Source organism: Streptomyces sp. A0592 (assembly GCF_004795115.1).
GTDB lineage: Bacteria > Actinomycetota > Actinomycetes > Streptomycetales > Streptomycetaceae > Streptomyces > Streptomyces erythrochromogenes.
The window spans coordinates 1-25,873 of sequence record NZ_SSBM01000004.1 but is presented as its reverse complement, the minus strand read 5'-3'; the positions used below and the strand labels follow the sequence as shown (position 1 = coordinate 25,873).

The 25,873-nt window shown below is 72.1% G+C and carries 16 protein-coding genes, 1 tRNA gene and 1 rRNA gene; 6 read left to right on the top strand and 12 right to left on the bottom strand.

What is annotated here, in order from left to right; all coding sequences use genetic code 11:
- Nucleotides 1-20 precede the first annotated feature (20 nt).
- Nucleotides 21-4,610, top strand: coding sequence for an ATP-dependent helicase (locus E6U81_RS07710; protein WP_136229352.1), 4,590 nt, complete (start codon nucleotides 21-23; stop codon nucleotides 4,608-4,610).
- Nucleotides 4,611-4,615: 5 nt separating this feature from the next.
- Here the strand turns inward: E6U81_RS07710 and E6U81_RS07705 are convergent, their stop codons facing one another.
- Complete coding sequence (locus E6U81_RS07705) at nucleotides 4,616-5,323, bottom strand: NAD(P)-binding domain-containing protein (RefSeq protein ID WP_136229351.1); 708 nt, start codon at nucleotides 5,321-5,323, stop codon at nucleotides 4,616-4,618.
- Between the two features lie 211 nt (nucleotides 5,324-5,534).
- On the opposite strand from E6U81_RS07705, the gene E6U81_RS07700 reads away from it, so the two are divergent.
- The 3 genes from E6U81_RS07700 (at nucleotide 5,535) to E6U81_RS07690 (ending at nucleotide 8,023) form a co-directional block, all read left to right on the top strand.
- Nucleotides 5,535-5,972 (top strand): TetR family transcriptional regulator, encoded by a 438-nt coding sequence (locus tag E6U81_RS07700; protein WP_136229350.1) that lies wholly within the window; start codon nucleotides 5,535-5,537, stop codon nucleotides 5,970-5,972.
- 395 nt (nucleotides 5,973-6,367) lie between these two features.
- Entirely contained in the window at nucleotides 6,368-7,162 is a 795-nt protein-coding gene (locus E6U81_RS07695) for a DNA-formamidopyrimidine glycosylase family protein (RefSeq protein ID WP_136229349.1), read from the top strand.
- A 63-nt stretch (nucleotides 7,163-7,225) separates the two neighbouring features.
- On the top strand, nucleotides 7,226-8,023 hold the full coding sequence (locus E6U81_RS07690) for an SDR family NAD(P)-dependent oxidoreductase (protein WP_206309872.1): 798 nt from the start codon (nucleotides 7,226-7,228) through the stop codon (nucleotides 8,021-8,023).
- Here E6U81_RS07690 and E6U81_RS07685 read toward each other — a convergent pair.
- The 9 genes from E6U81_RS07685 to E6U81_RS07645 all read right to left on the bottom strand — a co-directional run bounded on the left by E6U81_RS07685 (nucleotide 7,971) and on the right by E6U81_RS07645 (nucleotide 22,309).
- Entirely contained in the window at nucleotides 7,971-8,324 is a 354-nt protein-coding gene (locus E6U81_RS07685) for a hypothetical protein (RefSeq protein WP_240803709.1), read from the bottom strand. The genes E6U81_RS07690 and E6U81_RS07685 overlap by 53 nt on opposite strands.
- A gap of 143 nt (nucleotides 8,325-8,467) precedes the next feature.
- Nucleotides 8,468-8,845: a helix-turn-helix transcriptional regulator gene (locus E6U81_RS07680; RefSeq protein WP_030664971.1), complete on the bottom strand. Its 378-nt coding sequence runs from the start codon at nucleotides 8,843-8,845 to the stop codon at nucleotides 8,468-8,470.
- 109 nt (nucleotides 8,846-8,954) lie between these two features.
- A complete protein-coding gene (locus E6U81_RS07675) occupies nucleotides 8,955-9,473 on the bottom strand; it encodes a CinA family protein (RefSeq protein WP_136229593.1) in 519 nt (172 codons plus the stop codon).
- A gap of 44 nt (nucleotides 9,474-9,517) precedes the next feature.
- Nucleotides 9,518-10,174, bottom strand: a complete 657-nt coding sequence (gene pgsA / locus E6U81_RS07670) for a CDP-diacylglycerol--glycerol-3-phosphate 3-phosphatidyltransferase (protein WP_076046833.1) — start codon at nucleotides 10,172-10,174, stop codon at nucleotides 9,518-9,520.
- Nucleotides 10,171-11,676 carry a 30S ribosomal protein S12 methylthiotransferase RimO gene (gene rimO, locus E6U81_RS07665; RefSeq protein WP_136229347.1) on the bottom strand — a complete coding sequence of 502 codons (1,506 nt, stop codon included), beginning with the start codon at nucleotides 11,674-11,676 and terminating at the stop codon, nucleotides 10,171-10,173. Before rimO ends, pgsA begins: the two co-directional genes overlap by 4 nt.
- A gap of 126 nt (nucleotides 11,677-11,802) precedes the next feature.
- Nucleotides 11,803-12,699, bottom strand: coding sequence for a RodZ domain-containing protein (locus E6U81_RS07660; RefSeq protein WP_136229346.1), 897 nt, complete (start codon nucleotides 12,697-12,699; stop codon nucleotides 11,803-11,805).
- A gap of 218 nt (nucleotides 12,700-12,917) precedes the next feature.
- Nucleotides 12,918-15,707 (bottom strand): DNA translocase FtsK, encoded by a 2,790-nt coding sequence (locus E6U81_RS07655; RefSeq protein ID WP_136229345.1) that lies wholly within the window; start codon nucleotides 15,705-15,707, stop codon nucleotides 12,918-12,920.
- A gap of 115 nt (nucleotides 15,708-15,822) precedes the next feature.
- Nucleotides 15,823-16,506: a response regulator gene (locus E6U81_RS07650; protein WP_030821150.1), complete on the bottom strand. Its 684-nt coding sequence runs from the start codon at nucleotides 16,504-16,506 to the stop codon at nucleotides 15,823-15,825.
- Between the two features lie 274 nt (nucleotides 16,507-16,780).
- Complete coding sequence (locus tag E6U81_RS07645; protein WP_206309871.1) at nucleotides 16,781-22,309, bottom strand: HAMP domain-containing protein; 5,529 nt, start codon at nucleotides 22,307-22,309, stop codon at nucleotides 16,781-16,783.
- A gap of 168 nt (nucleotides 22,310-22,477) precedes the next feature.
- On the opposite strand from E6U81_RS07645, the gene E6U81_RS07640 reads away from it, so the two are divergent.
- The gene (locus E6U81_RS07640) at nucleotides 22,478-25,063 is read left to right on the top strand and encodes a SpoIIE family protein phosphatase (RefSeq protein ID WP_240803708.1); all 2,586 of its coding nucleotides are present in this window, start codon (nucleotides 22,478-22,480) and stop codon (nucleotides 25,061-25,063) included.
- Nucleotides 25,064-25,105: 42 nt separating this feature from the next.
- On the top strand, nucleotides 25,106-25,618 hold the full coding sequence (locus E6U81_RS07635; RefSeq protein ID WP_136229342.1) for a DinB family protein: 513 nt from the start codon (nucleotides 25,106-25,108) through the stop codon (nucleotides 25,616-25,618).
- Nucleotides 25,619-25,667: 49 nt separating this feature from the next.
- Here the strand turns inward: E6U81_RS07635 and E6U81_RS07630 are convergent.
- Nucleotides 25,668-25,743, bottom strand: a tRNA-Thr gene (locus E6U81_RS07630).
- 5 nt (nucleotides 25,744-25,748) lie between these two features.
- A 5S ribosomal RNA gene (gene rrf, locus E6U81_RS07625) occupies nucleotides 25,749-25,865 on the bottom strand.
- Between the last annotated feature and the right edge of the window lie 8 nt (nucleotides 25,866-25,873).

Below are 25,873 nucleotides of genomic sequence, written 5' to 3'. Positions count from 1 at the left end.
GGCGGGTGCACGATGGGGGCATGGCAGGCGCTGCGCTCGACTCGTTCTCCCCCGCGACCCGCTCCTGGTTCACGGGGGCCTTCGTCACGCCCACGAGCGCGCAGGAGGGTGCCTGGCGGGCCATCGGGGAGGGCTCGGACGTGCTGGTGGTGGCGCCCACCGGCTCCGGGAAGACGCTGGCCGCGTTCCTCGCCGCCCTCGACCGGCTCGCCTCGGCCCCGCCGCCCGCCGAGTCGAAGAAGCGCTGCCGGGTGCTGTACGTGTCTCCGCTGAAGGCCCTGGCCGTCGACGTCGAGCGCAATCTGCGCAGCCCGCTGACCGGGATCCGGCAGGAGTCCGTCCGCCTCGGGCTGCCCGAGCCGGACATCCGGGTCGGGATCCGCTCCGGCGACACCCCGGCTGCGGAGCGGCGGGCGCTGGCCACGCGGCCGCCGGACATCCTCATCACCACCCCCGAGTCGCTGTTCCTGATGCTGACCTCGGCCGCGCGCGAGGCGCTGACCGGGATCGAGACGGTGATCCTGGACGAGGTGCACGCGGTCGCCGGGACCAAGCGCGGCGCGCACCTCGCCGTGTCCCTGGAGCGGCTGGACGAGCTGCTGCCGCGCCCGGCGCGCCGGATCGGGCTGTCGGCGACGGTCCGCCCGGTGGACGAGGTGGCCCGCTACCTCGCGCCGCGCGGCAAGGTCGAGATCGTCCAGCCGCCGTCGGCGAAGGAGTTCGACCTGTCGGTGGTCGTCCCTGTGCAGGACATGGGCGAGTTGGGCGGCTCCCCCGCCACGGAAGGCCGGGAGGGCGGCGACAGGCCGTCGATCTGGCCGCATGTGGAGGAGCGGATCGCGGACCTGGTGCAGGCGCACCGCTCGACGATCGTGTTCGCCAACTCCCGCCGCCTCGCCGAGCGGCTGTGCAACCGGCTCAACGAGATCGCGTACGAGCGGGCCGTCGGCGAGAAGCTGCCCGAGCACGCGTCGCCGGCCGAGGTCATGGCCCAGTCGGGCGCGGCCCTGGGGGCCCCGCCGCTGCTGGCGCGGGCGCACCACGGCTCGGTGTCCAAGGAGCAGCGGGCGCTGGTGGAGGAGGATCTGAAGGCGGGCCGGCTGCCGGCCGTGGTCGCCACCTCCAGCCTGGAGCTGGGCATCGACATGGGCGCGGTGGACCTGGTGGTGCAGGTGGAGTCCCCGCCCTCGGTGGCGTCCGGGCTCCAGCGGGTGGGCCGGGCCGGACACCAGGTGGGCGCGGTCTCCACCGGGGTGGTCTTCCCCAAGTACCGGGGCGATCTGGTCCAGGCGGCCGTGGTCACCGAGCGGATGCGGACGGGGGCGATCGAGTCCCTGCGCATCCCCTCCAACCCGCTCGACGTCCTGGCGCAACAGCTGGTCGCCATGGTCGCGATGGACACCTGGCAGCTGGACGACCTCCTCGCGCTGGTGCGGCGGGCAGCGCCGTTCGCGGCGCTTCCGGAGTCGGCGTTCACGGCGGTGCTCGACATGCTGGCCGGCCGCTATCCGTCGGACGCGTTCGCCGAGCTGAGGCCGCGCGTGGTCTGGGACCGGGTGGCGGGGACGGTCACGGGCCGACCGGGGGCCCAGCGCCTCGCGGTCACCTCCGGCGGCACCATCCCGGACCGCGGCCTCTTCGGGGTCTTCCTGGCCGGCTCGGACCCGAAGAAGGGCGGCGGGCGGGTCGGCGAGCTCGACGAGGAGATGGTCTACGAGTCCCGTGTCGGGGACGTCTTCACGCTGGGCACCACCTCCTGGCGCATCGAGGACATCACCCGCGACCGGGTCCTGGTCACACCCGCCCCCGGGGTGCCGGGCAGGCTGCCGTTCTGGAAGGGCGACCAGCTCGGCCGCCCTCTGGAACTGGGCCGCGCGGTCGGCGCGTTCCTGCGCGAGCTCGGCGCCCTCTCCGCGGAGGACGCCCGGCTGCGGCTGGTGGCGGCCGGCCTGGACGCCTGGGCCGCGGAGAACGTGCTGGCGTACCTGGCCGAGCAGCGCGAGGCCTGCGGCCACGTCCCGGACGACCGGACCATCGTGGTGGAGCGGTTCCGCGACGAACTGGGCGACTGGCGGGTCGTGGTCCATTCGCCGTTCGGCGCGCAGGTGCACGCCCCGTGGGCGCTGGCTCTGAGCGCCCGCCTCGCGGAGAAGTACGGCATGGACGCGCAGGTGATGCACGCCGACGACGGCATCGTGCTCCGCCTCCCGGACGCCGACCTGCTGTCCATGGACCTCCTGGACCACGATCCGGCGGGGCCGCCCGCCTTCGAGTTCGACGACGAGCAGGCCCCGCTGGGCGCGGCCGACGTCGCCTTCGACCGCGGGGACGTCAACCGGATCGTCACCGACCAGGTGGGCGGCTCCGCGCTGTTCGCCTCCCGTTTCCGCGAGTGCGCGGCCCGCGCCCTGCTGCTGCCGCGCCGCAGTCCGGGCCGCCGCACCCCGCTGTGGCAGCAGCGCCAGCGCGCCTCGCAACTGCTGCAGGTGGCGTCGGAGTTCGGCTCCTTCCCGATCGTGCTCGAAGCGGTGCGCGAATGCCTCCAGGACGTCTTCGACGTGCCCGGACTGACCGAGCTGATGGGCGACATCGAGGCGCGCCGGGTCCGGCTGGTCGAGGTCACCACCCCGGAGCCGTCCCCGTTCGCCCGTTCCCTCCTCTTCGGCTACGTCGCCCAGTTCCTCTACGAGGGCGACTCCCCGCTGGCCGAGCGCAGGGCGGCCGCACTGTCGCTGGACTCGCGGCTCCTGGCCGAGCTGCTCGGCCAGGCGGAACTGCGCGAGCTCCTCGACGCGCAGGTCCTGGAGGAGCTGGAGCGGGAGCTGCAGTGGCTCACCGAGGACCGGCGGGCCAAGGACGCCGAGTCGGTCGCCGACCTGCTGCGCCTGCTGGGCCCGCTGACGCAGGACCAGCTGACGGCGCGCGGGGCGGATCCGGCCTGGGCCGACGAGCTCGCCGCCGCCCGCCGCGCCATCCGGGTCCGGATCGGCGGCGCGGACCACTGGGCGGCGATCGAGGACGCGGGCAGGCTGCGGGACGCGCTGGGCACCGCGCTGCCCGTCGGGGTCCCGGAGGCGTTCACCGAGCCGGTCAAGGACCCGCTGGGGGATCTGCTGGCCCGGTACGCCCGCACCCACGGGCCGTTCACCACGGCCGCCGTGGCTGCCGCCTTCGGCCTGGGCGCGGCGGTGACCGAGGGCGCCCTGAACCGTCTCGCGGCGGCGGGGCGGGTGGTGCAGGGCGAGTTCCACCCGGCGGGCATCGGCCAGGAGTGGTGCGACACGACGGTGCTGCGCAGGCTCCGCCGCCGCTCCCTCGCCGCGCTCCGCCAGGAGCTGGAACCGGTCCCGCCGACCTCGCTGGCCACCTTCCTGCCGCAGTGGCAGCACCTGGGCGGGGCCCTGCGCGGCCTCGACGGCCTGGCCCGGGCGGTCGAGCAGCTCCAGGGCGCCCCGGTCCCGGCCTCGGCGCTGGAGCGGCTGATCCTTCCGTCGCGGGTGGCCGGCTACTCCCCCGGCCTGCTGGACGAGCTGACCACCACCGGCGAGGTGGTCTGGGCGGGGGCCGGAGCCCTCCCGGGCAAGGACGGCTGGGTGTCCCTCTACCTGGCGGAAGCCGCCCCGCTGCTCCTGCCGCCGCCCCACCCCCTGGAGCCGAGCCCGCTCCAGCAGGCGGTCCTGACGGCCCTCTCGGGCGGGTACGGCCTGTTCTTCCGGCAGATCTCGCAGGCGGTGCGCGCCGAGTTCCCCGAGGTGTCGGACATCGCCCTGTCCGATGCGGTGTGGGACCTGGCCTGGTCGGGCCGGCTCACCAATGACACCCTCGCCCCGCTGCGCTCACTGCTCGGCTCGGGCCGCACGGCGGGCTCCACGGCCCACCGGGCCCGGCGCACCGTCCCGCGCGGCCGCTACGGCACGCTCAGCGCGACCGCGTCCCGTACGGGCCCGCCCACGGTCTCCGGCCGATGGTCGCTGCTGCCGTCCCCGGCGCCCGACCCGACCCACCGCGCCCACGCGCTGGCCCGCACCCTGCTGGACCGGCACGGGGTGGTGACCCGCGGCGCGGTCGCCGCGGAAGGCGTGGAGGGGGGCTTCAGTGCGGTCTACCGCGTCCTGTCCGCCTTCGAGGACAGCGGCCAGGCCCGTCGGGGCTATGTGGTCGAGGGGCTGGGCGCGGCCCAGTTCGCGATGGACGGCGCGGTGGACCGGCTCCGGGCCGCCGAGCGGACACCTCCCCCGCTGGCGGCGGTGGTGCTGGCCGCCGCCGACCCGGCGAACGCGTACGGCGCGGCCCTGCCCTGGCCCGAGCCCCCGGCCGGGTCCACCCACAAGCCGGGCCGCAAGGCGGGCTCCCTGGTGGTCCTGGTCGACGGGGAGCTCACCCTGTACCTGGAGCGCGGCGGCAAGACCCTGCTGGCCTGGCCCGGCCCGGAGGACCCCCGGCTGACGGCCGCGGTCGCCGCCCTCGCCGCCGGCTGCCGTGCCGGCACCCTGCCGGCGCTGACGGTGGAGCGGATCAACGCCGCGGCCGCGCTCACCTCACCCCTCGGGCCCCCGCTCGAATCGGCCGGGTTCCACGCCACCCCCCGGGGGCTGCGCCTGCGGCAGTGACAGCGTCAGCGCATCACCTTCACGCCGAAGCGGGCCCCGCCGAGCGCGAACTGGATGGCGCTGTGCAGGTGGGCGTACATCTCCATGCCGCGGGAGGCGACCAGCGGGCCCAGGTCGAGGACGTCCCGCCAGCCGTAGGACCGCAGCAGCTCGGTGACCTCCGCCTTCGCTTCGGCGTGCTCGCCCGCGATGAACATGGTGTGGTCGCCGCCGGCCACGGCCCGCGGGTCGACCACTGTCTCCTGCTCCTGGGTGACGCCCGCCTTGACCACCTTGGCCTGCGGCAGCGCGCGCTGGATCCGCTCCCCCAGGCTGTCGTGGTCGACCGGGTCCAGGGTCGGCATCACGCCCCACGGGGTCGGCCAGGGATGGGCCTGTTCGGGGTGGTAGACGTACGGGACGGCGTAGTCCATCAAGGTCTTGCCGGCCAGGTGTCCGGCGATGCCGGTGAGCACACCGACCGCGCTGGCCCCGTCGATCCCGTTGATGACGAAGTCGGCGGCCGCGGCGGCGTCGCCGAAGTTCCGCAGTTCGATGCCGGGGTAGTCGGCGAGCCACTGGCCGAAGGGCTCGACGCCCATGAAGTCCGGCTCGGTGCGGCCCAGGGTGGCCTGGGAGTCGCGGGTGCCGACGTACACCTCGTGCCCGAGGCTGAGCAGCTTGGCGGCGTGCGCTCGGCCGCCCGCGCCGGTTCCGAGGACTGCGATCTTCATGGTGGTGCTCCGTTCTCGCTGATGCGTGTCATCCCCACCCGCCTACTCATCCACCACCCGGAAGGAGCCTGACCACAGTGCCCGGGAAAGCCCGCAGGACCCGCCGACACGACCCGAACCGGCGGGAGCGCATCGCCGAGGTGGCCGAGGAACTGATCACGGAGCGAGGCCGGAGGGCCTGACCCACCGGGCCACCGCCGAACGCGCCGATGTGTCGCTCTCCTCCACCACCTACCACTTCGCCGACCGAGAGGCGCTGATCCGGGCCGCCCTGGAGCGTGCGGCGGAACGCTTCGCCGCCTTCGTGCGCCACTGGGCCGAGGAACACTCCGACGCCACCCCGCAAGAGGCTGTCGGAGCACTGGCCGACGGCGTCATGTCCTGCCTGGGCGAGGGCCGCACCGCCATGGTCGTCGAGTACGAACTGCACGCCGCCGCCCTGCGCCGCCCGGAGCTGAGGGAGGCGGCGAGCCTGCCCGCACGGACCACCACCGAGGCTCTGGCGCGGCTGCTCGGACCGACGGCCGCCGCGACGGCGGCCCCGCTGATGACCGGCCGCTGCCTGCACGCCATGAACGCCCCCATCGCCCCGACCCGCGACGAGATCCTGACCGTCCTCACCCACGCCCTGCTCCCGCACGGGGGATAACAGCCCCTCTCGGCCGGTCAGGCCATCCCTTCCGGATCGCACCGCCGTCCCACCGGCCGGCCCCTCCGCACCGACCGGGGACGCCGACGGATTCCGGCCCCGAGGGGCCCACGGCACGGTGCACGCGACCGATGCGATCCGCACAGGCCGTCGGCGGGGCGGCCCGCACCGCCCGGTCCTGCCGGAAGCCGCACGCGCCGAAGGCGGGCGACGCCACACAGCCCGCAGCCGTCGATACGAGCGGGCGGATCGGCATCACCCGCCGTCCGTCCCACGTCATCCGTCGGCGGTCCCGGCGACACCGGCCCGGGCACCGCCACTGGCCCGGTCGCACCGACGGGGCCCGCCCCCACAACGCCTCGCCGCACATCCGAACCGCGGGCCACAATGGGCCCATGCCCGAAGGCGACAGCATCCGGCGAGCCGCCACCCGCCTGCACACGGCACTGGCGGGCCGCGAGCTCACACGCAGCGACCTGCGGGTGCCCCGGTTCGCCACCGCCGACCTCACCGGCCGCCTCACCCTCGACGTCACCCCCCGCGGCAAGCATCTGCTGCACCGCGTCGAGGGGGGCCTCACCCTGCACAGCCACCTCCGCATGGACGGCGCCTGGCACGTCTTCGCCGTCGGCCAAAGGTGGCGCGGCGGCCCGGACCACGAGATCCGCGCCGTCCTCGGCACGGCCGACCGGACGGCCGTCGGCTACCGCCTCCCCGTCCTGGAACTGATCCGCACCGCGGAGGAGGACCGCATCGTCGGCCACCTCGGCCCCGACGTCCTCGGCCCGGACTGGGACCCCGACCGCGCCGCCGCCAACCTCCTCGCCGCCCCGGAGCGCCCCCTCGGCGAGGCCCTGCTGGACCAGCGCAACCTCGCCGGAATCGGCAACGTCTACAAGTCCGAGCTCTGCTTCCTGGCCCAGGTCACCCCCTGGACACCGGTCGGCGAACTCCCCGAGGCCAAACTGCCGCGGCTGGCCGCCGCCGCCCACCGCCTGCTGTCCGCGAACATCGGCGACCGACCGGGCCACCGCAACACCACCGGCATCCACCGCCCCGGCCAGGAGCTCTTCGTCTACGGCCGCGCGGACCGGCCCTGCCTGCGCTGCGGCACCCACGTCCGCAAGGCCTCCGAGGACGACCGTCCCACCTACTGGTGCCCGCACTGCCAGCCGGGGCCCACCCCCTGATCGGCTGCCCCGTACCGAGCACAATGATTGACGACCCGTCAGATCCGGTCGTACCGTCCCGGCATGCCCACACCCACATCCGCGTACGACCTCACCGGCCGCACCGCCCTGGTCACCGGAGCCGCCAGCGGCATCGGCCGCGCCACCGCCGTCCTCCTCGCCGCAGCCGGCGCCCACGTGCATTGCGCCGACCGCGACGAAAAGGGGCTGGCCGAGACGGCCGCCCTGGCCGCCGAAGCCGGGGGCGGTGGCGGGAGCGGTGGCGGGCGCGGTGGCGCCACCGTCCACCCCCTCGACGTCACCGACCGTGCCTCCATCCGGGCGGCCGTCACCGCGGCGGGCCCGCTCGACATCGCCGCCGCCATCGCCGGGATCATGCACACGAGCAGCGTCCTGGAGACGTCCGAGGAGGACCTCGACCGGGTCCTGGACGTCAATTTCAAGGGAGTCCTGCGCACCTGCCAGGAGGCCGCCCGCTCCATGATCGCGGCTGGCCGCCCCGGGTCCATCGTCACCATGGCCTCCGGCGCCGTGGACGCCGCCCAGCCCGGCCTGCTCTGCTACAGCGCCGCCAAGGCCGCCGTCGTCCAGCTCACGAAGACCCTCGCCACCGAGACCGGCCCGCACGGCATACGGGTCAACGCCGTCGCCCCCGGCTGGATCCGCACCCCGATGACCGGCCGCCACAGCCCCGAGGTCCAGGAGCAGACCGAGGCGGCCATGGTCCGCATGTCCCCCCTGCGCCGGGTCGGCGAGCCGGAGGACATCGCCCAGGCGGTGCTCTACCTGGCCTCGGACGCCTCGTCCTTCATGACGGGCCAGATCCTGCGTCCGAACGGCGGGGTGTCGATGCCCTGGTAGCCGCGCCGGCCGCTCCCACCGCCCCGGCCGCCCCGCCACCGCCGGGATCCGCGTCGCAGCCGTCCCGGACGTCCCGGCCGGTCCGCAGCCGGGCCCTGCGCAACGGCGCCGGCACGCAGTGCACCGGCAGCAGCCCCAGTCCCCAGCCGCCCACCGCCACCGCGCCCTCCACGGCCCCCGACTCGGCGGGCGCCAGGACCAGCCGCAGCACGGCCCACCACCACAGGGCCCCCACGGTCAGCGCGAGGGCCGACACCAGGGGCGGGCGCGACACCGCGGATATGCGCAGCGACGTCCGCACTGCCACCTCCAGGGGGCCGGAACCCGGACCGCCCCATCGTCTCGCACACGCCTCGCACCCGCACCCAGAACGGCCGGGAGCCCCGACCGGTGCTCCACGCACCGGCCGGGGCTCCGGCCAAGCTCAAACACGCACGTGCTCGCTCACGCGGCTACGACATTCACCGCTTCCGCAGGCGCCTTGATGGTCACCCGTTCCGGACCCGCGACCGAAGCCATCGAGACCGAATTGAGCATCGGGCGGACCGGTACGGTGACCGGTTCGCTTGCCGCGGCCGACTGTGCCAGCTCAGCGAGCGACAGTTCATCACTGACTTCGCGCATCAGCTCGGACATCCGTACGTCCAACGCGTCGCAGATCGCGGAGAGCAGCTCGGAGGATGCCTCCTTCTGCCCCCGCTCCACCTCGGAGAGATAGCCGAGCGAAACTCGGGCCGACGAGGAGACTTCGCGCAGAGTACGGCCCTGGCGCTGGCGCTGCCGACGCAGCACGTCACCCAGCAGGCGACGGAGCAGAATCATCGGTGGCTCCCTCCTCTGACCGTGTAGCCGCATCCTTCACGCCCCACCGTACCGCCTCGCGCCGCGGCCGTGCGGGGAGCGATGTCGTGTTCACTCAGGGCTGCAAACATCAAATCCCCCCGTTCTGTTCCGTATCCTGCCCCCGCGCATTCTCGCGGAGTTCGTCCGCGAGAAGCTCGAGCACTGTCCGTGCACTCTCCCTACGAATTTCCGCGCGGGAGCCGTTCAACCTCAGACGGACCGTTTTCCTGCCCCCCGGACCGTCCACGGCGATGAAAACCGTGCCCACCGGCTGTCCGTCCTGCGGGTCGGGGCCGGCCACTCCGGTCGTCGCGATCCCCCACGACGCGCCCATCACCCGGCGCACACCGGCGGCCATCTCCGCCGCGACCTCGGCGTTCACCGCGCCTTCGGCTTCCAGCAGGCCCGCGTCCACTCCCAGGACCCGGTGCTTGATCTCCGTCGCGTACGCCGTGACCGAGCCGCGGAACGACCGGGAGGCACCGGGGACGGCCGTGAACTCGGCCGCGACCATGCCGCCGGTCAGGGATTCCGCGACGGCGACGGTCTGGTCACTCTCCGCGAGGAGCTGGAGCGCATACGCGGCGGGCGCGCGCCCCCCGGTCACTCCGGCACGCCCCTGCGTCACCGGAGAATCGCCCGCCCCATCGGTCACCGCGCGGCCCGCTCCGCGGCAAGACCCTGGCGCCGGAGCACGATCGCCTGGCGGATGTAGTCCAAACCGGTGACGACGGTCAGCACGACCGCGATCGCCATCACCCAGAAGCGCATCGTCGCCAGCGCACCGGTCAGTGCGAGGACGTACATGCCCACGGCCGTGCCCTGGGCCAGCGTCTTCAGCTTGCCGCCGCGGCTGGCCGGAATCACGCCGTAGCGGATGACCCAGAAGCGCAGCAGCGTGATCCCGAGCTCCCGTCCGAGGATCACCCCGGTCACCCACCACGGGAGGTCGCCCAGCCACGAGAGGCAGATCAGTGCCGACCCCATGATCGCCTTGTCGGCGATGGGGTCGGCGATCTTGCCGAAGTCCGTGACCAGGTTGTAGGTCCGGGCCAGGTGCCCGTCGAAGATGTCCGTGATCATGGCGACGGCGAACGCCGCCCAGGCCCACGCCCGCCAGGCCGGGTCGTAGCCGCCGTCGGCGAGCAGCAGCAGGACGAACCCCGGCACCAGCACGAGCCGGATCATCGTCAGGATGTTGGCGATGTTCCACAGGCTGGCCTGATTGACCGCCGCGGCCCCCAGCTTCGCGCCGGGTACGGGCCGACGGCCGGTCCCGCCCGCCGCAGATGCCGGGACACCGGTCATCCGGTCGCCTCCTCAAAGTCCAGATCCAGGGGCTCGGCCACCAGGTCCACTCCCAGGGTGCCGACGACCTTTGCCGTGACGATACGCCCGGGGACCAGGCCGGTGCCGTCGGTGAAGACGACCTGGCCGTCGGTTTCGGGGGCCTGGTGCGCGGCGCGCCCGTAGGCTCCCTCGCCCTCCTCGGCCTCGTCGAACGGGACGACCGTCTCCACGAGCACCTCCAGGGTCTCGCCGATCCGCTCCTCCGCACGCTGGGCGGTGAGCTCCTCGGCGAGCCGCTGCATGTGCGCCAGGCGCTCGGCGATCGTGTCCTCGTCCAGCTTGTTCTCGTAGGTGACGGCCTCGGTGCCGTCCTCGTCGGAGTAGCCGAAGACGCCGATCGCGTCGAGGCGGGCGTGGGTGAGGAAACGCTCCAGCTCGGCGAAGTCGGCTTCCGTCTCACCGGGGAAGCCGACGATGAAGTTCGAGCGGACACCGGCCTGCGGGGCCTTGGAGCGGATGGTGTCCAGCAGCTCCAGGAAGCGGTCGGTGTCACCGAAGCGGCGCATGGCGCGCAGCACATCGGGGGCGGAGTGCTGGAAGGACAGGTCGAAGTACGGCACGACCTTGGGGGTCGAGGTCAGCACGTCGATCAGGCCCGGGCGCATCTCGGCGGGCTGGAGGTAGCTGACCCGGACGCGCTCGATGCCGTCGACGGCGGCGAGCTCGGGCAGCAGGGTCTCCAGCAGGCGGATGTCGCCGAGGTCCTTGCCGTACGAGGTGTTGTTCTCGGAGACCAGCATGACCTCCTTGACGCCCTGCTCGGCGAGCCAGCGGGTCTCGCCCAGCACGTCGGAGGGGCGGCGGGAGATGAAGGACCCGCGGAAGGACGGGATGGCGCAGAAGGAACAGCGCCGGTCGCAGCCGGAGGCCAGCTTGACCGAGGCCACCGGGCTCTTGTCCAGGCGGCGGCGCAGCGGGGCGCGCGGCCCGGAGGCGGGCGCGACACCCTCGGGCAGGTCCGCGGGGGCCTCGGCGGGCTCCTCGGCGGGCGCCTGGGCGTGCCCGGGGAGGGCCACGTCGGCGGCCTGGCGCGCTGCGGGGCTGATCGGCAGCAGCTGGCGCCGGTCGCGCGGGGTGTGGGCTTCGACGCTGCCGCCGCTGAGGATGAGCTGGAGGCGGTTGGAGATGTCGGCGTAGTCGTCGAAGCCGAGGACCCCGTCGGCCTCGGGGAGGGCTTCGGCGAGCTCCTTGCCGTAGCGCTCGGCCATGCAGCCGACGGCGACGACGGCCTGGGTCTTGCCGTGATCCTTGAGATCGTTGGCTTCCAGCAGGGCGTCTACGGAGTCCTTCTTGGCGGCTTCGACGAAGCCACAGGTGTTGACGACGGCTACGTCCGCGTCGGCGGCGTCCTCGACGAGCTCCCAGCCATCCGCCGCCAAGCGGCCTGCGAGCTCCTCCGAGTCCACCTCGTTACGGGCGCAGCCAAGAGTGACAAGGGCGACGGTACGGCGTTCGGGCATGGACTCAAGACTACTTCGTCCCGGCGCGGGCCCCTGCCGCACGTCCCCGCACAGCAAGATCCCCGGGGTGCGTGCAGCACCCCGAGGATCTTGGTTCACGCCTTCCGCCTACGGGCGGCCCCTCGGTCAGCCCGCCTGCGGCTGGCCCTGGGCGGGGTCTTCCTTGGTGTATGTGAGGCGTTCCACCTGACCCGGCTGGAAGTCGTCCTTGATCTCCTTGCCGTTCACGAAGAGCTTCACGACCCCGGCGTCGCCGAGCACGAGGTCGACGGACTCCTTGTCCGTGAAGGTCTTCGACTGGCCCTGGACGAGGGTTCCGTCGAAGAGGAGCCGGCCCGTGGAGTCCTTCGCGGAGATCCAGCTCTCGCCCGTGTCGGCCGTCAGGACGACCGTGACGAGGTCCTTGGGCGCGGCGGCGATGGCGCTGTCGGAGGGCTCCGGCTTGGCGGCCGGCGGGACCTGTGAGGGCTGCGCGGCCGGCTTGCCGCCGGTCTGCTTGGGTGCGGGCTTGGGAGAGGCGGATCCCTCCGCCACGGGGCGCTTCTCCTTCTCGGCGTCGCCGCTGAAGGCGGTGAAGCCGACGAAGCCGATCACGGCGACGATGGCGGCGACCATGGCCGCGGTCCAATTGGGCCGCTGCCGCTCGGGGCGGATCCGCTCGGCTTCGAACATCGGCGCGGCGGGGGTGGGTGCCGGCCGGCCGCCATGGGCCGCGTCGTAGCTCTCGACCAGGGGTGCCGGGTCGAGGTGGACGGCGCGGGCGAGCGTACGGATGTGACCGCGGGCGTAGACATCGCCGCCGCACCGCGTGAAGTCGTCCTCTTCGATCGCGTGCACGATCGGGATGCGCACGCGGGTGATGGAACTGACCTCGTCGACTGTGAGCCCGGCGGCGATCCGGGCCTTCTTGAGGGCCGTCCCGATGGACGGCTCTTCGACGGAACGTTCGACGAGACGGTCCTCGGACCGGTCGTCGGTCGAAGGCCGCTCTTCTTCGGGGGAGTTGGAGTTGCCGATGGACACAAGGGCGCCTTTCGAGCGTGTAGCCACCTGCTGGAAGTCCAGTCTAGGGGGGGTACGAAAGGGTGGAGCAACCGGAGGGTGCCCTTCCTACGCCATACGAATGGCGACGGGAGGTCCCCTTCGGCGTGGCGGCCCGACGCCGTACGCGCGTCGTGCGCGGCGCCGCCCCTCCGTTCAACTTGACGCGGGCCCATGGGAAACGGTTGCCCGCGATTTCACTACGAATCCGTCTCGCCGCGGATGACCGCGAGCACCTCGTCCAGCTCGTCGGCCTTCAGCAGGACGTCGCGGGCCTTCGAACCCTCGCTCGGGCCGACGATGCCCCGCGACTCCATGAGGTCCATGAGCCGCCCGGCCTTCGCGAAGCCCACCCGCAGCTTGCGCTGGAGCATCGAGGTGGAGCCGAACTGCGTGGTGACGACGAGTTCCGCCGCCTGGCACAGCAGGTCCAGGTCGTCGCCGATGTCCTCGTCGATCTCCTTCTTCTGCTTCTGCCCGACGGTGACGTCGTCCCGGAAGACCGGCGCCATCTGGTCCTTGCAGTGCTGGACGATCCCGGCGATCTCGTCCTCGGTGACGAAGGCGCCCTGGAGGCGGACGGGCTTGTTCGCGCCCATCGGCAGGAACAGCCCGTCGCCCTTGCCGATGAGCTTCTCGGCGCCGGGCTGGTCGAGGATGACCCGGCTGTCGGCGAGGGAGGAGGTGGCGAAGGCGAGGCGCGAGGGCACGTTCGCCTTGATCAGGCCCGTGACCACGTCCACCGAGGGCCGCTGGGTGGCGAGCACCAGGTGGATGCCGGCGGCGCGGGCCAGCTGGGTGATGCGGACGATCGAGTCCTCGACGTCGCGCGGGGCCACCATCATCAGGTCGGCCAGCTCGTCGACGATCACCAGCAGGTACGGGTAGGGGCTGAGCTCCCGCTCGCTGCCCGGCGGGAGTTTGATCTTCCCGTCCCGGATGGCCTGGTTGAAGTCGTCGATGTGCCGGTATCCGAAGGCGGCCAGGTCGTCGTAGCGCAGGTCCATCTCGCGCACGACCCATTGGAGCGCCTCGGCGGCCCGCTTGGGGTTGGTGATGATCGGCGTGATCAGGTGCGGGATGCCCTCGTACGCCGTCAGCTCGACCCGCTTGGGGTCGACGAGGACCATCCGGACGTCCTCCGGGGTGGCCCGGACCATGATCGAGGTGATCAGGCAGTTGATGCAGGAGGACTTTCCTGAGCCGGTGGCGCCGGCGACCAGCACGTGCGGCATCTTGGCGAGGTTGGCCATGACGTAGCCGCCCTCGACGTCCTTGCCCAGCGCGACCAGCATCGGGTGGTCGTCCTCGGCCGCGTCCGCGAGGCGCAGGACGTCGCCCAGGTTGACCATCTCGCGGTCGGTGTTGGGGATCTCGATGCCGACGGCGGACTTGCCCGGGATCGGGCTGATGATCCGCACGTCGGGGCTGGCCACGGCGTAGGCGATGTTCTTCGTCAGGGCCGTGATCCGCTCGACCTTCACGGCCGCGCCGAGGGTGACCTCGTAGCGGGTGACCGTCGGGCCCCGGGTGAAGCCGGTGACGTCGGCGTCCACCTTGAACTCGGTGAACACGTTGCGCAGGGAGGCGACCACGGCGTCGTTGGCGGCGCTGCGGGTCTTGCCGGGACCGCCCTTCTCCAGCAGGTCCAGCGAGGGCAGGGAGTACGTGATGTCGCCGCGCAGCTGGAGCTGCTCGGCACGGGGCGGCAGCGGCTGGGCCTCCGGCGCGGCCTTCGTCAGGTCGGGCACCGCCAGCGTCCCAGAGGCCGCGGCGGTGGTGGCGTGCGGCGGCTGCGCGGGCTCTTCGGGTGCTGCGGCGGCCGCGGGTGCGGCCGGCCGGGCGGAGCGCTCACCGCGGGCGGTCGGCACCGGAGCGGTGGCCTCGGCGCCGTCCCGTTCGGCGGCGATCCCCTGTGTGAGGTCGGCGACGAGCGGGGAGGGCGGCATGCCGCCGTAGACCGCCCCGTCCAGCGCGGCGGCGGCCGCCGCGGCCACGTCGACGGCGTCCATCTCCCGGTCGATGGCCGGCCGGGCGGCGGCCTTGCGCGGCCGGCGCCGCCGGGCCAGCGCCTCCTCCTCGGCGGCGTCCGCGGGGTCGCCGGAGCCCGCGCCGGCCCCCGAGCGGGCCCTCCACTGGTCCGGGTCGTGCCGGACGGCGGGGCCGCCCTCGGCCTCCCCGTAGCCCTCGTCGTACTCGTTCGGGGCGATGATCCCGAGCCGGATGCCGAGCCGGCGCAGCCGCTGCGGGATCGCGTTCACCGGGGTGGCGGTGACCACGAGCAGCCCGAAGATCGTCAGCAGCACCAGCATGGGCACGGCCAGCGGCGCACCCATGGTGAAGATCAGCGGTTTGGAGGCGCCCCAGCCGATGAGCCCGCCGGCGTTCTGCATGGCCGTGGTGCCCTCGTCGCGGCCGGGCGCACCGCAGGCGATGTGGACCAGGCCGAGGACGCCGATGACGAGGGCGGACAGCCCGATGCCGATCCGGCCGTTGGCGTCGGTCTGTTCGGGGTGGCGGATGAAACGTACCGCCATGACGCCGAGCAGTATCGGCACGAGCAGGTCCAGCCGCCCGAAGAGGCCGGTGATCAGCATGGTCACCAGGTCCCCGACGGGACCGCTCAGATTGGACCAGGTACCGGCGGCGACGATCAGCGCGAGGGCGAGGAGCAGCAGCGCGACGCCGTCCTTGCGGTGGGCGGGGTCGAGGTTCCTGGCTCCCTGGCCGATCCCGCGGAAGACCGCGCCGACCGCGTGCGCGCAGCCGAGCCACAGGGCCCGCACCAGTCGCAGCACGCCGCTCGTCGGCGACGGCACGGGCTTGGCCGCCGCCTTCCTGGCCGGGGCGCGCCTGGCGGCCGCGGCTTTCTTCGCCGGGGGCTTGCGTGCGGGGGCCGCCTTCTTGGCGGGCGCCGTCGTACGGCCGGTGCGGCCCTTCGCGGTGCCCGCAGCGCTCGGGGAACCCTTGCCGGACGTACTTGAGGCCATGGGCCCGAGGTTACCGGTGCGCGCGCCGGTGGACACGCGTGCCCACCCCTTCACCCGTTCGTGTCGTGGCCGGGGTAGGCACTTTGACGCTCCGCCAAGCCGGACGGCTGCGCGGTCAGTTCTGCGAGGGCAGCGCCGGAGCCCCTCCGGCGCTCCCGGGCTCCAGCGCGTCGAGTGCCCGCCGCAGTCCGGTGAGTTTGCGTTCCAGATGGGCCGCGGTCGCCACGACCCCGGCGTCGGCCGAATCCTCGCCGAGCTGCTTGGTCAGCGCCTCGGCCTGCTCCTCGACCGCCGCGAGCCGTGCGGAGAGCTCGGCCAGCAGGCCCGCCGTCTCCTTGCCGGCGTCCACGCCGTTCGAGCCGCCGCCCTCCAGCTGGAGCCTCAGCAGGGCGGCCTGCTCCCGCAGTTGGCAGTTCTTCGTGTACAGCTCCACGAAGACGGAGACCTTCGCCCGCAGCACCCAGGGGTCGAAGGGCTTGGAGATGTAGTCGACCGCACCCGCCGCGTAACCGCGGAAGGTGTGGTGCGGACCGTGGTTGATCGCGGTGAGGAAGATGATCGGGATGTCCCGGGTCCGTTCCCGCCGCTTGATGTGCGCGGCCGTCTCGAACCCGTCCATGCCCGGCATCTGGACATCCAGCAGGATGACCGCGAAATCGTCCGTGAGCAGCGCTTTGAGCGCCTCCTCCCCCGACGACGCCCGGACCAGTGTCTGATCGAGCGCGGAGAGGATGGCCTCCAACGCCAGCAGATTCTCCGGCCGGTCGTCGACCAGGAGGATCTTGGCCTTCTGCACCATGCCCTGTCCTCCTCGCCCCGGCATGGGGCCTCCCCGGCTCCTGGCACCGGCTGGTGCGCCGGGCCCCGCCCCAGAGGACGACACCCGTGCGCCGTCCGTCCTTGTGCCGGTCATCGTAGCCCCAGTCCCGAGATCGCCACACCCTGTCACCAGGATGTCACTGTGCACGAAGCAGAAACGCGGTGGGAGAGCAGAAGGTTCCCCGTTTACCGCCCTTCCACACCGCTACGGCCACAGTGTGTCAGCGGTCGGTTCCCTTCCGCTCTCCCTCCTGTCACTTGCCCCGCATCCACTGCTCCATGACCGACAACAGGTAGTCCGGGTCGACCGGCTTGGTCACATAGTCGGACGCACCGGAGTCGATCGCCTTCTCCCGGTCCCCCTTCATCGCCTTCGCCGTCAGCGCGATGATCGGCAGGCCGGCGAACTGCGGCATCCGCCGGATCGCCGAGGTCGTGGCGTACCCGTCCATCTCGGGCATCATGATGTCCATCAGCACGACCTTCACGTCGTCGTGCTGCTCCAGGACCTCGATGCCCTCGCGCCCGTTCTCCGCGTACAGCACCGCCAGCCCGTGCTGTTCCAGCACGCTGGTGAGCGCGAAGACGTTGCGGACGTCGTCGTCCACGATGAGCACCCGCTCGCCGCGGAAGTCGTAGGTCCGCGCCACCGTCGGAAGCTCCTCCTCCGCGGTGTCCCAGGCGTCCTCGGCCGCCGCCGCGTTCGGCTGGCCCGGCACCGCCGTACGCGGCTCCAGGTCGCTCAGCGGCTTGCGGCGCCGACGGAACAGCGCGGCTGCCCCGCCCTGTCCCGCTCCGGCGGCCGACGGCTCGGACCGCACGGGCTGGGGATCCGCCGCCGCCGGCGCGGCCGTCGGCCCGGCCGGCAGCACCGGCAGCCCGGGGCGCGCCCCGTCGAGGGACCGGCGGTACAGCTCGCCGCGGGCGCCCCCGGGCGTGGGCGGCGCGTACCCCTGCGGCGGCAGCTCGCTCGGGTGCAGCGGCAGGTACAGGGTGAAGGTGGAACCGCGGCCCGGCTCGCTCGCCGCATGGATCTCCCCGCCCAGCAGCCGGGCGATCTCCCGGCTGATCGACAGGCCCAGCCCGGTGCCGCCGTACTTGCGGCTCGTGGTCCCGTCCGCCTGCTTGAAGGCCTCGAAGATCACCAGCATCTTGCTCGCGGCGATCCCGATGCCCGTGTCGGTGACCGAGAAGGCGATCAGGTCCGCGTCCGCCTCCCGGAGCGATCCGGCCTCCAGCAGCTGCTCGCGGATCGCCGTCGGCACATCGGCGCCGGCGGGCCGGATCACCAGCTCCACCGCACCGGTGTCGGTGAACTTCACCGCGTTCGACAGCAGGTTGCGCAGCACCTGCAGCAGCCGCTGCTCGTCGGTGTGCAGGGTCGCGGGCAGCTCCGGGGAGACCCGCACCGAGAAGTCGAGGCCCTTCTCCGCCGTCAGCGGCCGGAAGGTCGCCTCGACGTAGTCCACGAGCTGGACCAGCGCGATCCGGGTCGGCGAGACGTCCATCTTCCCCGCCTCGACCTTCGACAGGTCGAGGATGTCGTTGATCAGCTGGAGCAGGTCCGAGCCCGCGCCGTGGATGGTCTCGGCGAACTCCACCTGCTTCGGCGACAGGTTCTCGTCCGCGTTGTCGGCGAGCAGCTTGGCCAGGATCAGCAGCGAGTTGAGCGGGGTGCGCAGCTCGTGCGACATGTTCGCCAGGAACTCGGACTTGTAGCGCATCGAGACCGCGAGCTGCTCGGCGCGCTCCTCCAGGACCTGCCGGGCCTCCTCGATCTCGGTGTTCTTCACCTCGATGTCCCGGTTCTGCTGGGCCAGGAGCTCGGCCTTCTCCTCCAGCTCCGCGTTGGCGGCCTGGAGGGCCTTCTGCCGGTTCTCCAGCTCGTCGGAACGCTCGCGCAGCTGCTCGGTCATCTCCTGCGACTGCTTCAGCAGCATCTCCGTCTTGGAGTTGACACTGATGGTGTTGACGCTCGTACCGATCATCTCGGCGATCTGGCTGAGGAAGTCCTTCTGGATCTGCGTGAACGGCGTGAAGGACGCCAGCTCGATGACGCCGAGCACCTTCCCCTCGAAGAGCACCGGCAGCACGATCACGTGCGCCGGCGGGGCCTCGCCGAGGCCCGAGGAGATCTTCAGGTAGCCGGGCGGGGTGTTCTCGACGAGGATCGTCCGCTTCTCCTCGGCGACCGCCCCGATCAGCCCCTCCCCCGGCCGGAAGGAGATGGGCATCTGCCCGCCGGCGTAGGCGTAGCTCCCGCGCATCCGCAGCTCGTACGAGCCGTCCGCGCCGCCTTCCGTCCCGATCTCGGTGGTACCGCCGGCCGGCACCGCCAGGAAGAAGGCGCCGTGCTGCGCGGAGACCACCGGCGTCAGCTCGCTCATGATCAGCGAAGCCACGTCGTCGAGGTCGCGGCGGCCCTGCATCAGCGCGGAGATCCGGGCCAGGTTGCCCTTGAGCCAGTCCTGCTCCTTGTTGGCCAGGGTGGTGTCGCGCAGGTTGACGATCATCGTGTTGATGTTGTCCTGGAGGACCTGGATCTCGCCCGCCGCGTCCACGTCTACCTTCAGGCTGAGGTCGCCGCGGGTCACCGCGGTCGCCACGGCCGCGATCGCGCGCACCTGCCGGGTGAGGTTCCCGGCCATCTCGTTCACGGACTCGGTCAGGTCCCGCCAGGTGCCGTCGACGTCGCGCACCCGCGCCTGGCCGCCCAGGATGCCCTCGGTGCCCACCTCGCGGGCCACCCGCGTCACCTGGTCGGCGAAGGAGGAGAGCTGGTCGACCATCGTGTTGATGGTGGTCTTGAGCTCCAGGATCTCGCCCCGGGCATCGATGTCGATCTTCTTCGTCATGTCGCCCTTGGCGATGGCGGTCGTGACCATGGCGATCTGCCGCACCTGACCGGTGAGGTTGGAGGCCATGAAGTTCACCGAGTCGGTGAGGTCCTTCCACGTCCCCGAGACCCCGGGCACGTGCGCCTGCCCGCCCAGGCGGCCCTCCGTACCCACCTCGCGGGCCACCCTGGTCACCTCGTCGGCGAAGGACGACAGGGTCTTCACCATCGTGTTGACGGTGTCGGCGAGCTGGGCGACCTCGCCGCGCGCCTCGACCGTCACCTTCTTCGTCAGGTCGCCGTTGGCGACGGCCGCGGAGACCTGCGCGATCCCGCGCACCTGGGCCGTCAGGTTGCCGGCCATCGTGTTGACGTTGTCGCTGAGGTCCTTCCAGATGCCGGTCACCCCGCGGACCCGGGCCTGGCCGCCGAGGATGCCCTCGGTACCCACCTCGCGGGCCACCCGCGTCACCTGCTCCGCGAAGGAGGACAGCTGGTCCACCATCGTGTTGACGGTCGTGACGAGTTCGAGGATCTCGCCCTTGGCGTCGACGGTGATCTTCTTGGAGAGGTCGCCCATGGCGACCGCCGTCGTCACCTCGGCGATGTTGCGCACCTGCGAGGTCAGGTTGTTCGCCATGAAGTTGACGGACTGGGTGAGGTCCTTCCAGGTGCCGGAGACACCCTTGACCTCGGCCTGACCGCCGAGGATGCCCTCGGTACCCACCTCCCGGGCCACCCGGGTCACCTGCTCGGCGAAGTTCGAGAGCTGGTCGACCATGGTGTTGAGGGTGTTCTTCAGCTCCAGGATCTCGCCCCGGGCGTCCACGTCGATCTTCTGCGACAGGTCGCCGCGGGCCACCGCCGTGGCGACCTGGGCGATGTTGCGGACCTGCGAGGTCAGGTTCCCGGCCATGCCGTTCACCGAGTCCGTCAGGTCGCGCCAGACACCGGCCACGCCGGGCACCTGCGCCTGACCGCCGAGGCGGCCCTCCGTACCCACGTCCCGGGCCACCCGGGTCACCTGCTCCGCGAAGGCGGAGAGCTGGTCGACCATCGTGTTGATGGTGTTCTTCAGCTCCAGGATCTCGCCCCGGGCGTCCACGTCGATCTTCTGCGACAGGTCGCCGCGGGCCACCGCCGTGGTCACCTGCGCGATCTGGCGCACCTGCGAGGTCAGGTTGCCGGCCATGAAGTTGACGGAGTCGGTGAGCTCCTTCCAGGTGCCCGAGACCCCCTCGACCCTCGCCTGGCCGCCGAGGCGGCCCTCCGTACCCACGTCCCTCGCCATCCGCGTGACCTGGTCGGCGAAGGACGACAGCTGGTCGACCATCGTGTTGACGGTGTTCTTCAGCTGGAGCATCTCGCCGGAGACGTCCACGGTGACCTTCTGGGACAGGTCGCCGTTGGCCACCGCCGTGGTCACCTGCGCGATGTTGCGGACCTGCCCGGTGAGGTTGCGGAAGGCGGTGTTCACCGAGTCGGTGAGGTCCTTCCAGGTACCGGCGGCCCCCGGCACCTGGGCCTGGCCGCCCAGCTCGCCCTCGACGCCGACCTCGCGGGCCACACGCGTCACTTCCGCACCGAAGGACTGGAGTTGGTCGACCATCGTGTTGACGGTGTTCTTCAGCTCCAGCATCTCGCCGGCGACGTCGACCGTGACCTTCTGCGACAGGTCGCCGTTGGCAACCGCCGTCGTCACCGTCGCGATGTCCCGCACCTGGGTGGTGAGGTTGCGGAAGACCGTGTTCACCGAATCGGTGAGGTCCTTCCACGTCCCCGCCGCCCCCGGCACCTGCGCCTGGCCGCCGAGCGTTCCCTTGGCGCCGACCTCGCTGGCCACGCGCGTGACCTCGTCCGCGAAGGTCCGCAGCGTCTCGGTCATCTGGTTGATCGTTTCGGCCAGCTGCGCGACCTCGCCGCGCGCGCTCACCCGGACCTTCTGCGACAGGTCACCATTGGCGACCGCCGTCGTCACCTGGGCGATCCCGCGCACCTGGGCCGTCAGGTTCCCGGCCATGGTGTTGACCGAGTCGGTCAGGTCCTTCCACACACCCGCGACGCCGGGCACCTTGGCCTGGCCGCCCAGCTCGCCCTCCGTACCCACCTCGCGCGCGACCCTCGTCACCTCGGAGGAGAAGGACGACAGCTGGTCCACCATGGTGTTCACGGTGTTCTTCAGCTGGAGCATCTCGCCGGCCACGTGCACCGTGACCTTGCGCGACAGGTCGCCCTTGGCGACCGCCGTCGTCACGAGAGCGATGTCACGCACCTGCGCGGTGAGCCGGTACGCCATCGTGTTGACGGAGTCGGTCAAGTCCTTCCAGGAACCGGACATTCCGCGCACCTGGGCCTGGCCACCGAGCTTGCCCTCGGTGCCCACCTCCAGCGCCACGCGCGTCACCTCGTCGGTGAACGCGGACAGCTGGTCGACCAGGTTGTTGACGGTACGGCCGACCTTCAGGAACTCGCCGCGCAGCGGATGCCCGGCCCCCTCGGCGGCCTGCGTCCGCAGGTCCATCCGCTGGTCCAGATCGCCCTCGGCCACCGCCGACAGCACCCGTCCCACCTCGGACACCGGCCGGGCCAGATCGTCGACCAGCTGGTTCGAGGCGTCGATCGCGGCCGCCCAGGAACCCTCACAGGCACCCGTTTCCAGCCGTTCGCTCAGCTTCCCCTCACGGCCCACCATCCGCCTCACCCGGGACAGCTCCCCGGTCAGGTGCAGATTGCGGTCGGCGACCTCGTTGTAGACGGCGGCGATCTCCGCCATCACGCCCTCGCCGGACACCGTCAGCCGCTTGCGGAAGTTACCGTCCCGCATCGACACCAGGGCCGTGAGCAGCCGGTTCAGAGCGGCGGTATCCACCTCTGTCGTGCCGCCGCGCCGGGACCGCCCGCCCTTCGGCCGCGTCCCCGTACGCCGCACCACTGCGCCAGACTCCACCGTGTCCCTCCCGAAAGGGTCGACCACTGTTCCACCGGACACCTGACTCATCACAAGCCGGCTCTGCAAGCCTGCCCAGTGTTTCACCCTGGCCGAACCCGGCCATAACACTTCGGCACCATCGCACACCCGCCGTACCCTGCGAGTGGATTCCCGGACGACGGCACCATGCCGTCCGCGAAGGTAAGTAACCTGGCAACCGATGTCCAACCGCGTCGAAGGAGATTCGTGATCACGGCACGGGCGGCTGCCAGCTTCGACCCCCTCGGGCGCTCGGTCGCCGCCGCTCGCGCGTTCGTCCGCGACACCCTGCAGGGCTGGGGCTTCGCGGACATCGTCGACGACGCGGTGGTCCTCACCAGCGAGCTCGTCACCAATGCCGTGGTCCACGCCGGCACCCGGGCGGAGGTCCTGTGCCTGCGCACCGAGGACGGCGCCCGGGTCGAGGTCGCCGACCGCTATCCGGAGCGCGAGCTGCCGCTGCGGCACCCCGGCGAACGCCCGTACGCCGACCCCGACCGCGAGAACGGCCGCGGGCTGATGCTCTGTGCCGCCCTGGCCACCCGCTGGGGCGTCGAGTACACCGCCACCCACAAGCACGTCTGGTTCCGCCTCGATCTGCCAGACCGGCCGGTCGGTACCCGCTCGGCGGGTCCCGTCGTCCCCGACCGGATGCTTCCCCTCGCCGACAGCCGGGTCCGCGTCGCCGTGCTCCAGATCGACTCGGCCGACACCGTCTCCGCCTGGAACGAGGACGCCGAGCACATCTTCGGCCACCCCGCCGAGAAGGCGGTGGGCCGCCCGCTCGCCGAGCTCGCCGCCTGGCCGCAGACCCCGGGCACCGGGACCGGCATCGCCGAGGCCCTGCGCCTGTCCCGCTGGGAGGGCAGCTACGGCGTCCGCGGAGCCGACGGCCGCGTCATCCCCGTCTACGCCTCCCACCTGCGGGTCCGCGACGCCCACGGCGAGCCGTCCACCGTCTGCCTCCTCGTCCACGACGACGAGCGGGCCCTGCTCCAGAGCCCCGTACGGGTGCCCTCCACCGACGGCGGCCACTTCGCCGAGCCCCGCGCCGCCGACCCGTTCGAGGTCTTCATCGGCTCGCCCGCCCCCGACGACCTCGACGGCCTGCTCCAGCGCACGGTCGAGCGGGCCCGCGACCTCCTGGACGCCGACGCCGCCTTCCTGCTGCTCGCGACCGACGACGAGACCGAGCTGGAGGTCCGTGCCACCACCGGCCTGCCCTCCACCCGCCAGCGCTTCGCCCGCGTACCCGTCGAGGCTGGCACCAACCGCTACGGCTCCGCCCGCATGCCCGCCGTCCACGACGACCTCGTCGCCGTCCCCGGGGCCGTTCCGCTCCTGGACGCCACCGGCATGCGCTCCGCCGTCACCGTCCCCCTCAAGGTCGAGGGCCGGCTCACCGGCTCCCTGGGCGTCGCCGCCGAGAGCCCCGGCCGCTACTCGAACGAGGAGGCGCTGCACCTCCAGTTCGCCGCCGACCGCATCGCCCTGGCGGTGGAGTCCGCCCGCCTCGGTGAACTGGAGCGGCTGCGCCGCGGCTCCCTGTCCTTCCTCGTCGAGGCCTCCGACCTGCTGGCCGGCACCCTGGACCGGGACCAGACCCTGGCCCTCATGGCCCAGATGACCGTCCCGACCCTCGCCACCTGGTGCGCCGTCTACACCATCGCCGACCAGTCCTCGGACCCGTACCTCAGCTACGTCCTCCACGAGGACGAGGACCGCATCGACGGCCTGAAGGCCCTGCTGTCGCGGGTCAGCCCGCCCGAACCGGTCCGCGAGGCCGGCGCCCGCCCGTGGCCCGAAGCCACCGTGGCGGTCGGCGGCGAGACGGTGGTCCTGCCCCTCCTCGCCCGCAACCGCGTCATCGGGATGCTCACCCTGGGCAAGCCGAGGGAGGAGCACTTCCGCCAGGAGATCCTCGAACTCGCCGAGGACCTCTCCCGGCGGGCCGCCCTCGCCCTGGACAACGCCCGCCTGTACTCCGAGCGCACCGCGATCAGCCGCTCCCTGCAGCGCAGCCTGCTGCCGCCCGGCTCCCCCGCCATCCCCGGTATGGAGGTCGAGGTCATCTACCGCGCCGCCGGCGAGGGCAACGAGGTGGGCGGCGACTTCTACGACGTCTTCCCGATCCGTGACGGCGCGTACGGCTTCGCCATCGGCGACGTCTGCGGCACCGGCCCGGAGGCCGCCGCCGTGACGGGCCTGGCCCGGCACGCGCTGCGCCTGCTGGCCCGCGAGGGCCTCGGCGGCCCGGCCGTCCTCGAACGCCTCAACGCGGCCATCCTCGACGAGGGGGCGCGCAGCCGGTTCCTCACCCTCCTCTACGGCGAGCTCCACCCGCAGCCGGACGGCGGCGCCCTGATGAAGGTCGTCTGCGCGGGCCACCCGCTCCCGCTGCGCCTGCGCCCGAACGGCCAGGTCGACGCTGCGGCGGAACCTCAGCCGCTGCTGGGTGTGATCGAGGACCTGGAACTGTACGAGCAGACCCTCACCCTCGACCCGGGCGACGTCCTGCTGTGCGTCACGGACGGCGTGACCGAGCGGCGCGAGGGAAGTCGGATGCTCGGCGACGACGGCCTCACGGAGGTCCTCACGACCTGTACGGGCCTGACCGCCGGCGCGGTCGCCTCACGTGTCCTGCGTGCGGTGGAGCGGTTCGCGGCCGAGCCCGCCTCGGACGACATGGCGATCCTGGCGTTCCGCGTGCCCCACCCGCGGGCGGGCGATTAATCACGGTGCGCGCGGCGGTGGTCTGGGCTAGCCTCGGCGCCCATGCCGACTCCCCGTACGCGCCCTGATTACACCGCCGACGAACGCACCCAGCTCCTGGGCTGGCTCGACATGCACCGCTCGATCATCCATTGGAAGTGCGAGGGCCTCTCCGACGAGGCCGCCCACCGCCCCGTCCTGCCGTCCTCTCCGCTGATGACCGCGGCGGGGCTCGTCTCCCACATGCGCTGGGTGGAGCACTGCTGGTTCGAGGTGATGCTGCTGGACCGGCCGACCGACGCCAATCCCCAGTTCGGGGACGTGGAGGACGCGGACATGCAGGCCGAGGGAATCCCTCTCGGCCGGCTCCTGAAGGAGTACGACCGCCAGTGCGCGGTGTCGAACGAGATCCTGGCCTCGCTCTCCCTGGACGACACGGGCCGCAACACGGAGTTCAAGGCGGGTGCCGCCTCGGTGCGCTGGGTCCTGCTCCACATGATCGAGGAGACCGCCCGCCACGCCGGCCACCTGGACGCGATACGTGAACTGCTGGACGGCGAGAAGGGCTACTACTGACCCCAGTAACGCAAAAAGGCCCCCGCCTGATGGCGGGGGCCTTTTCGTTTGGAGCCCTTTAACGGAATCGAACCGTTGACCTTCTCCTTACCATGGAGACGCTCTACCGACTGAGCTAAAAGGGCGGGTTGTTCGGCGGCGTCCTACTCTCCCACAGGGTCCCCCCTGCAGTACCATCGGCGCTGAAAGGCTTAGCTTCCGGGTTCGGAATGTAACCGGGCGTTTCCCTAACGCTATGACCACCGAAACACTATG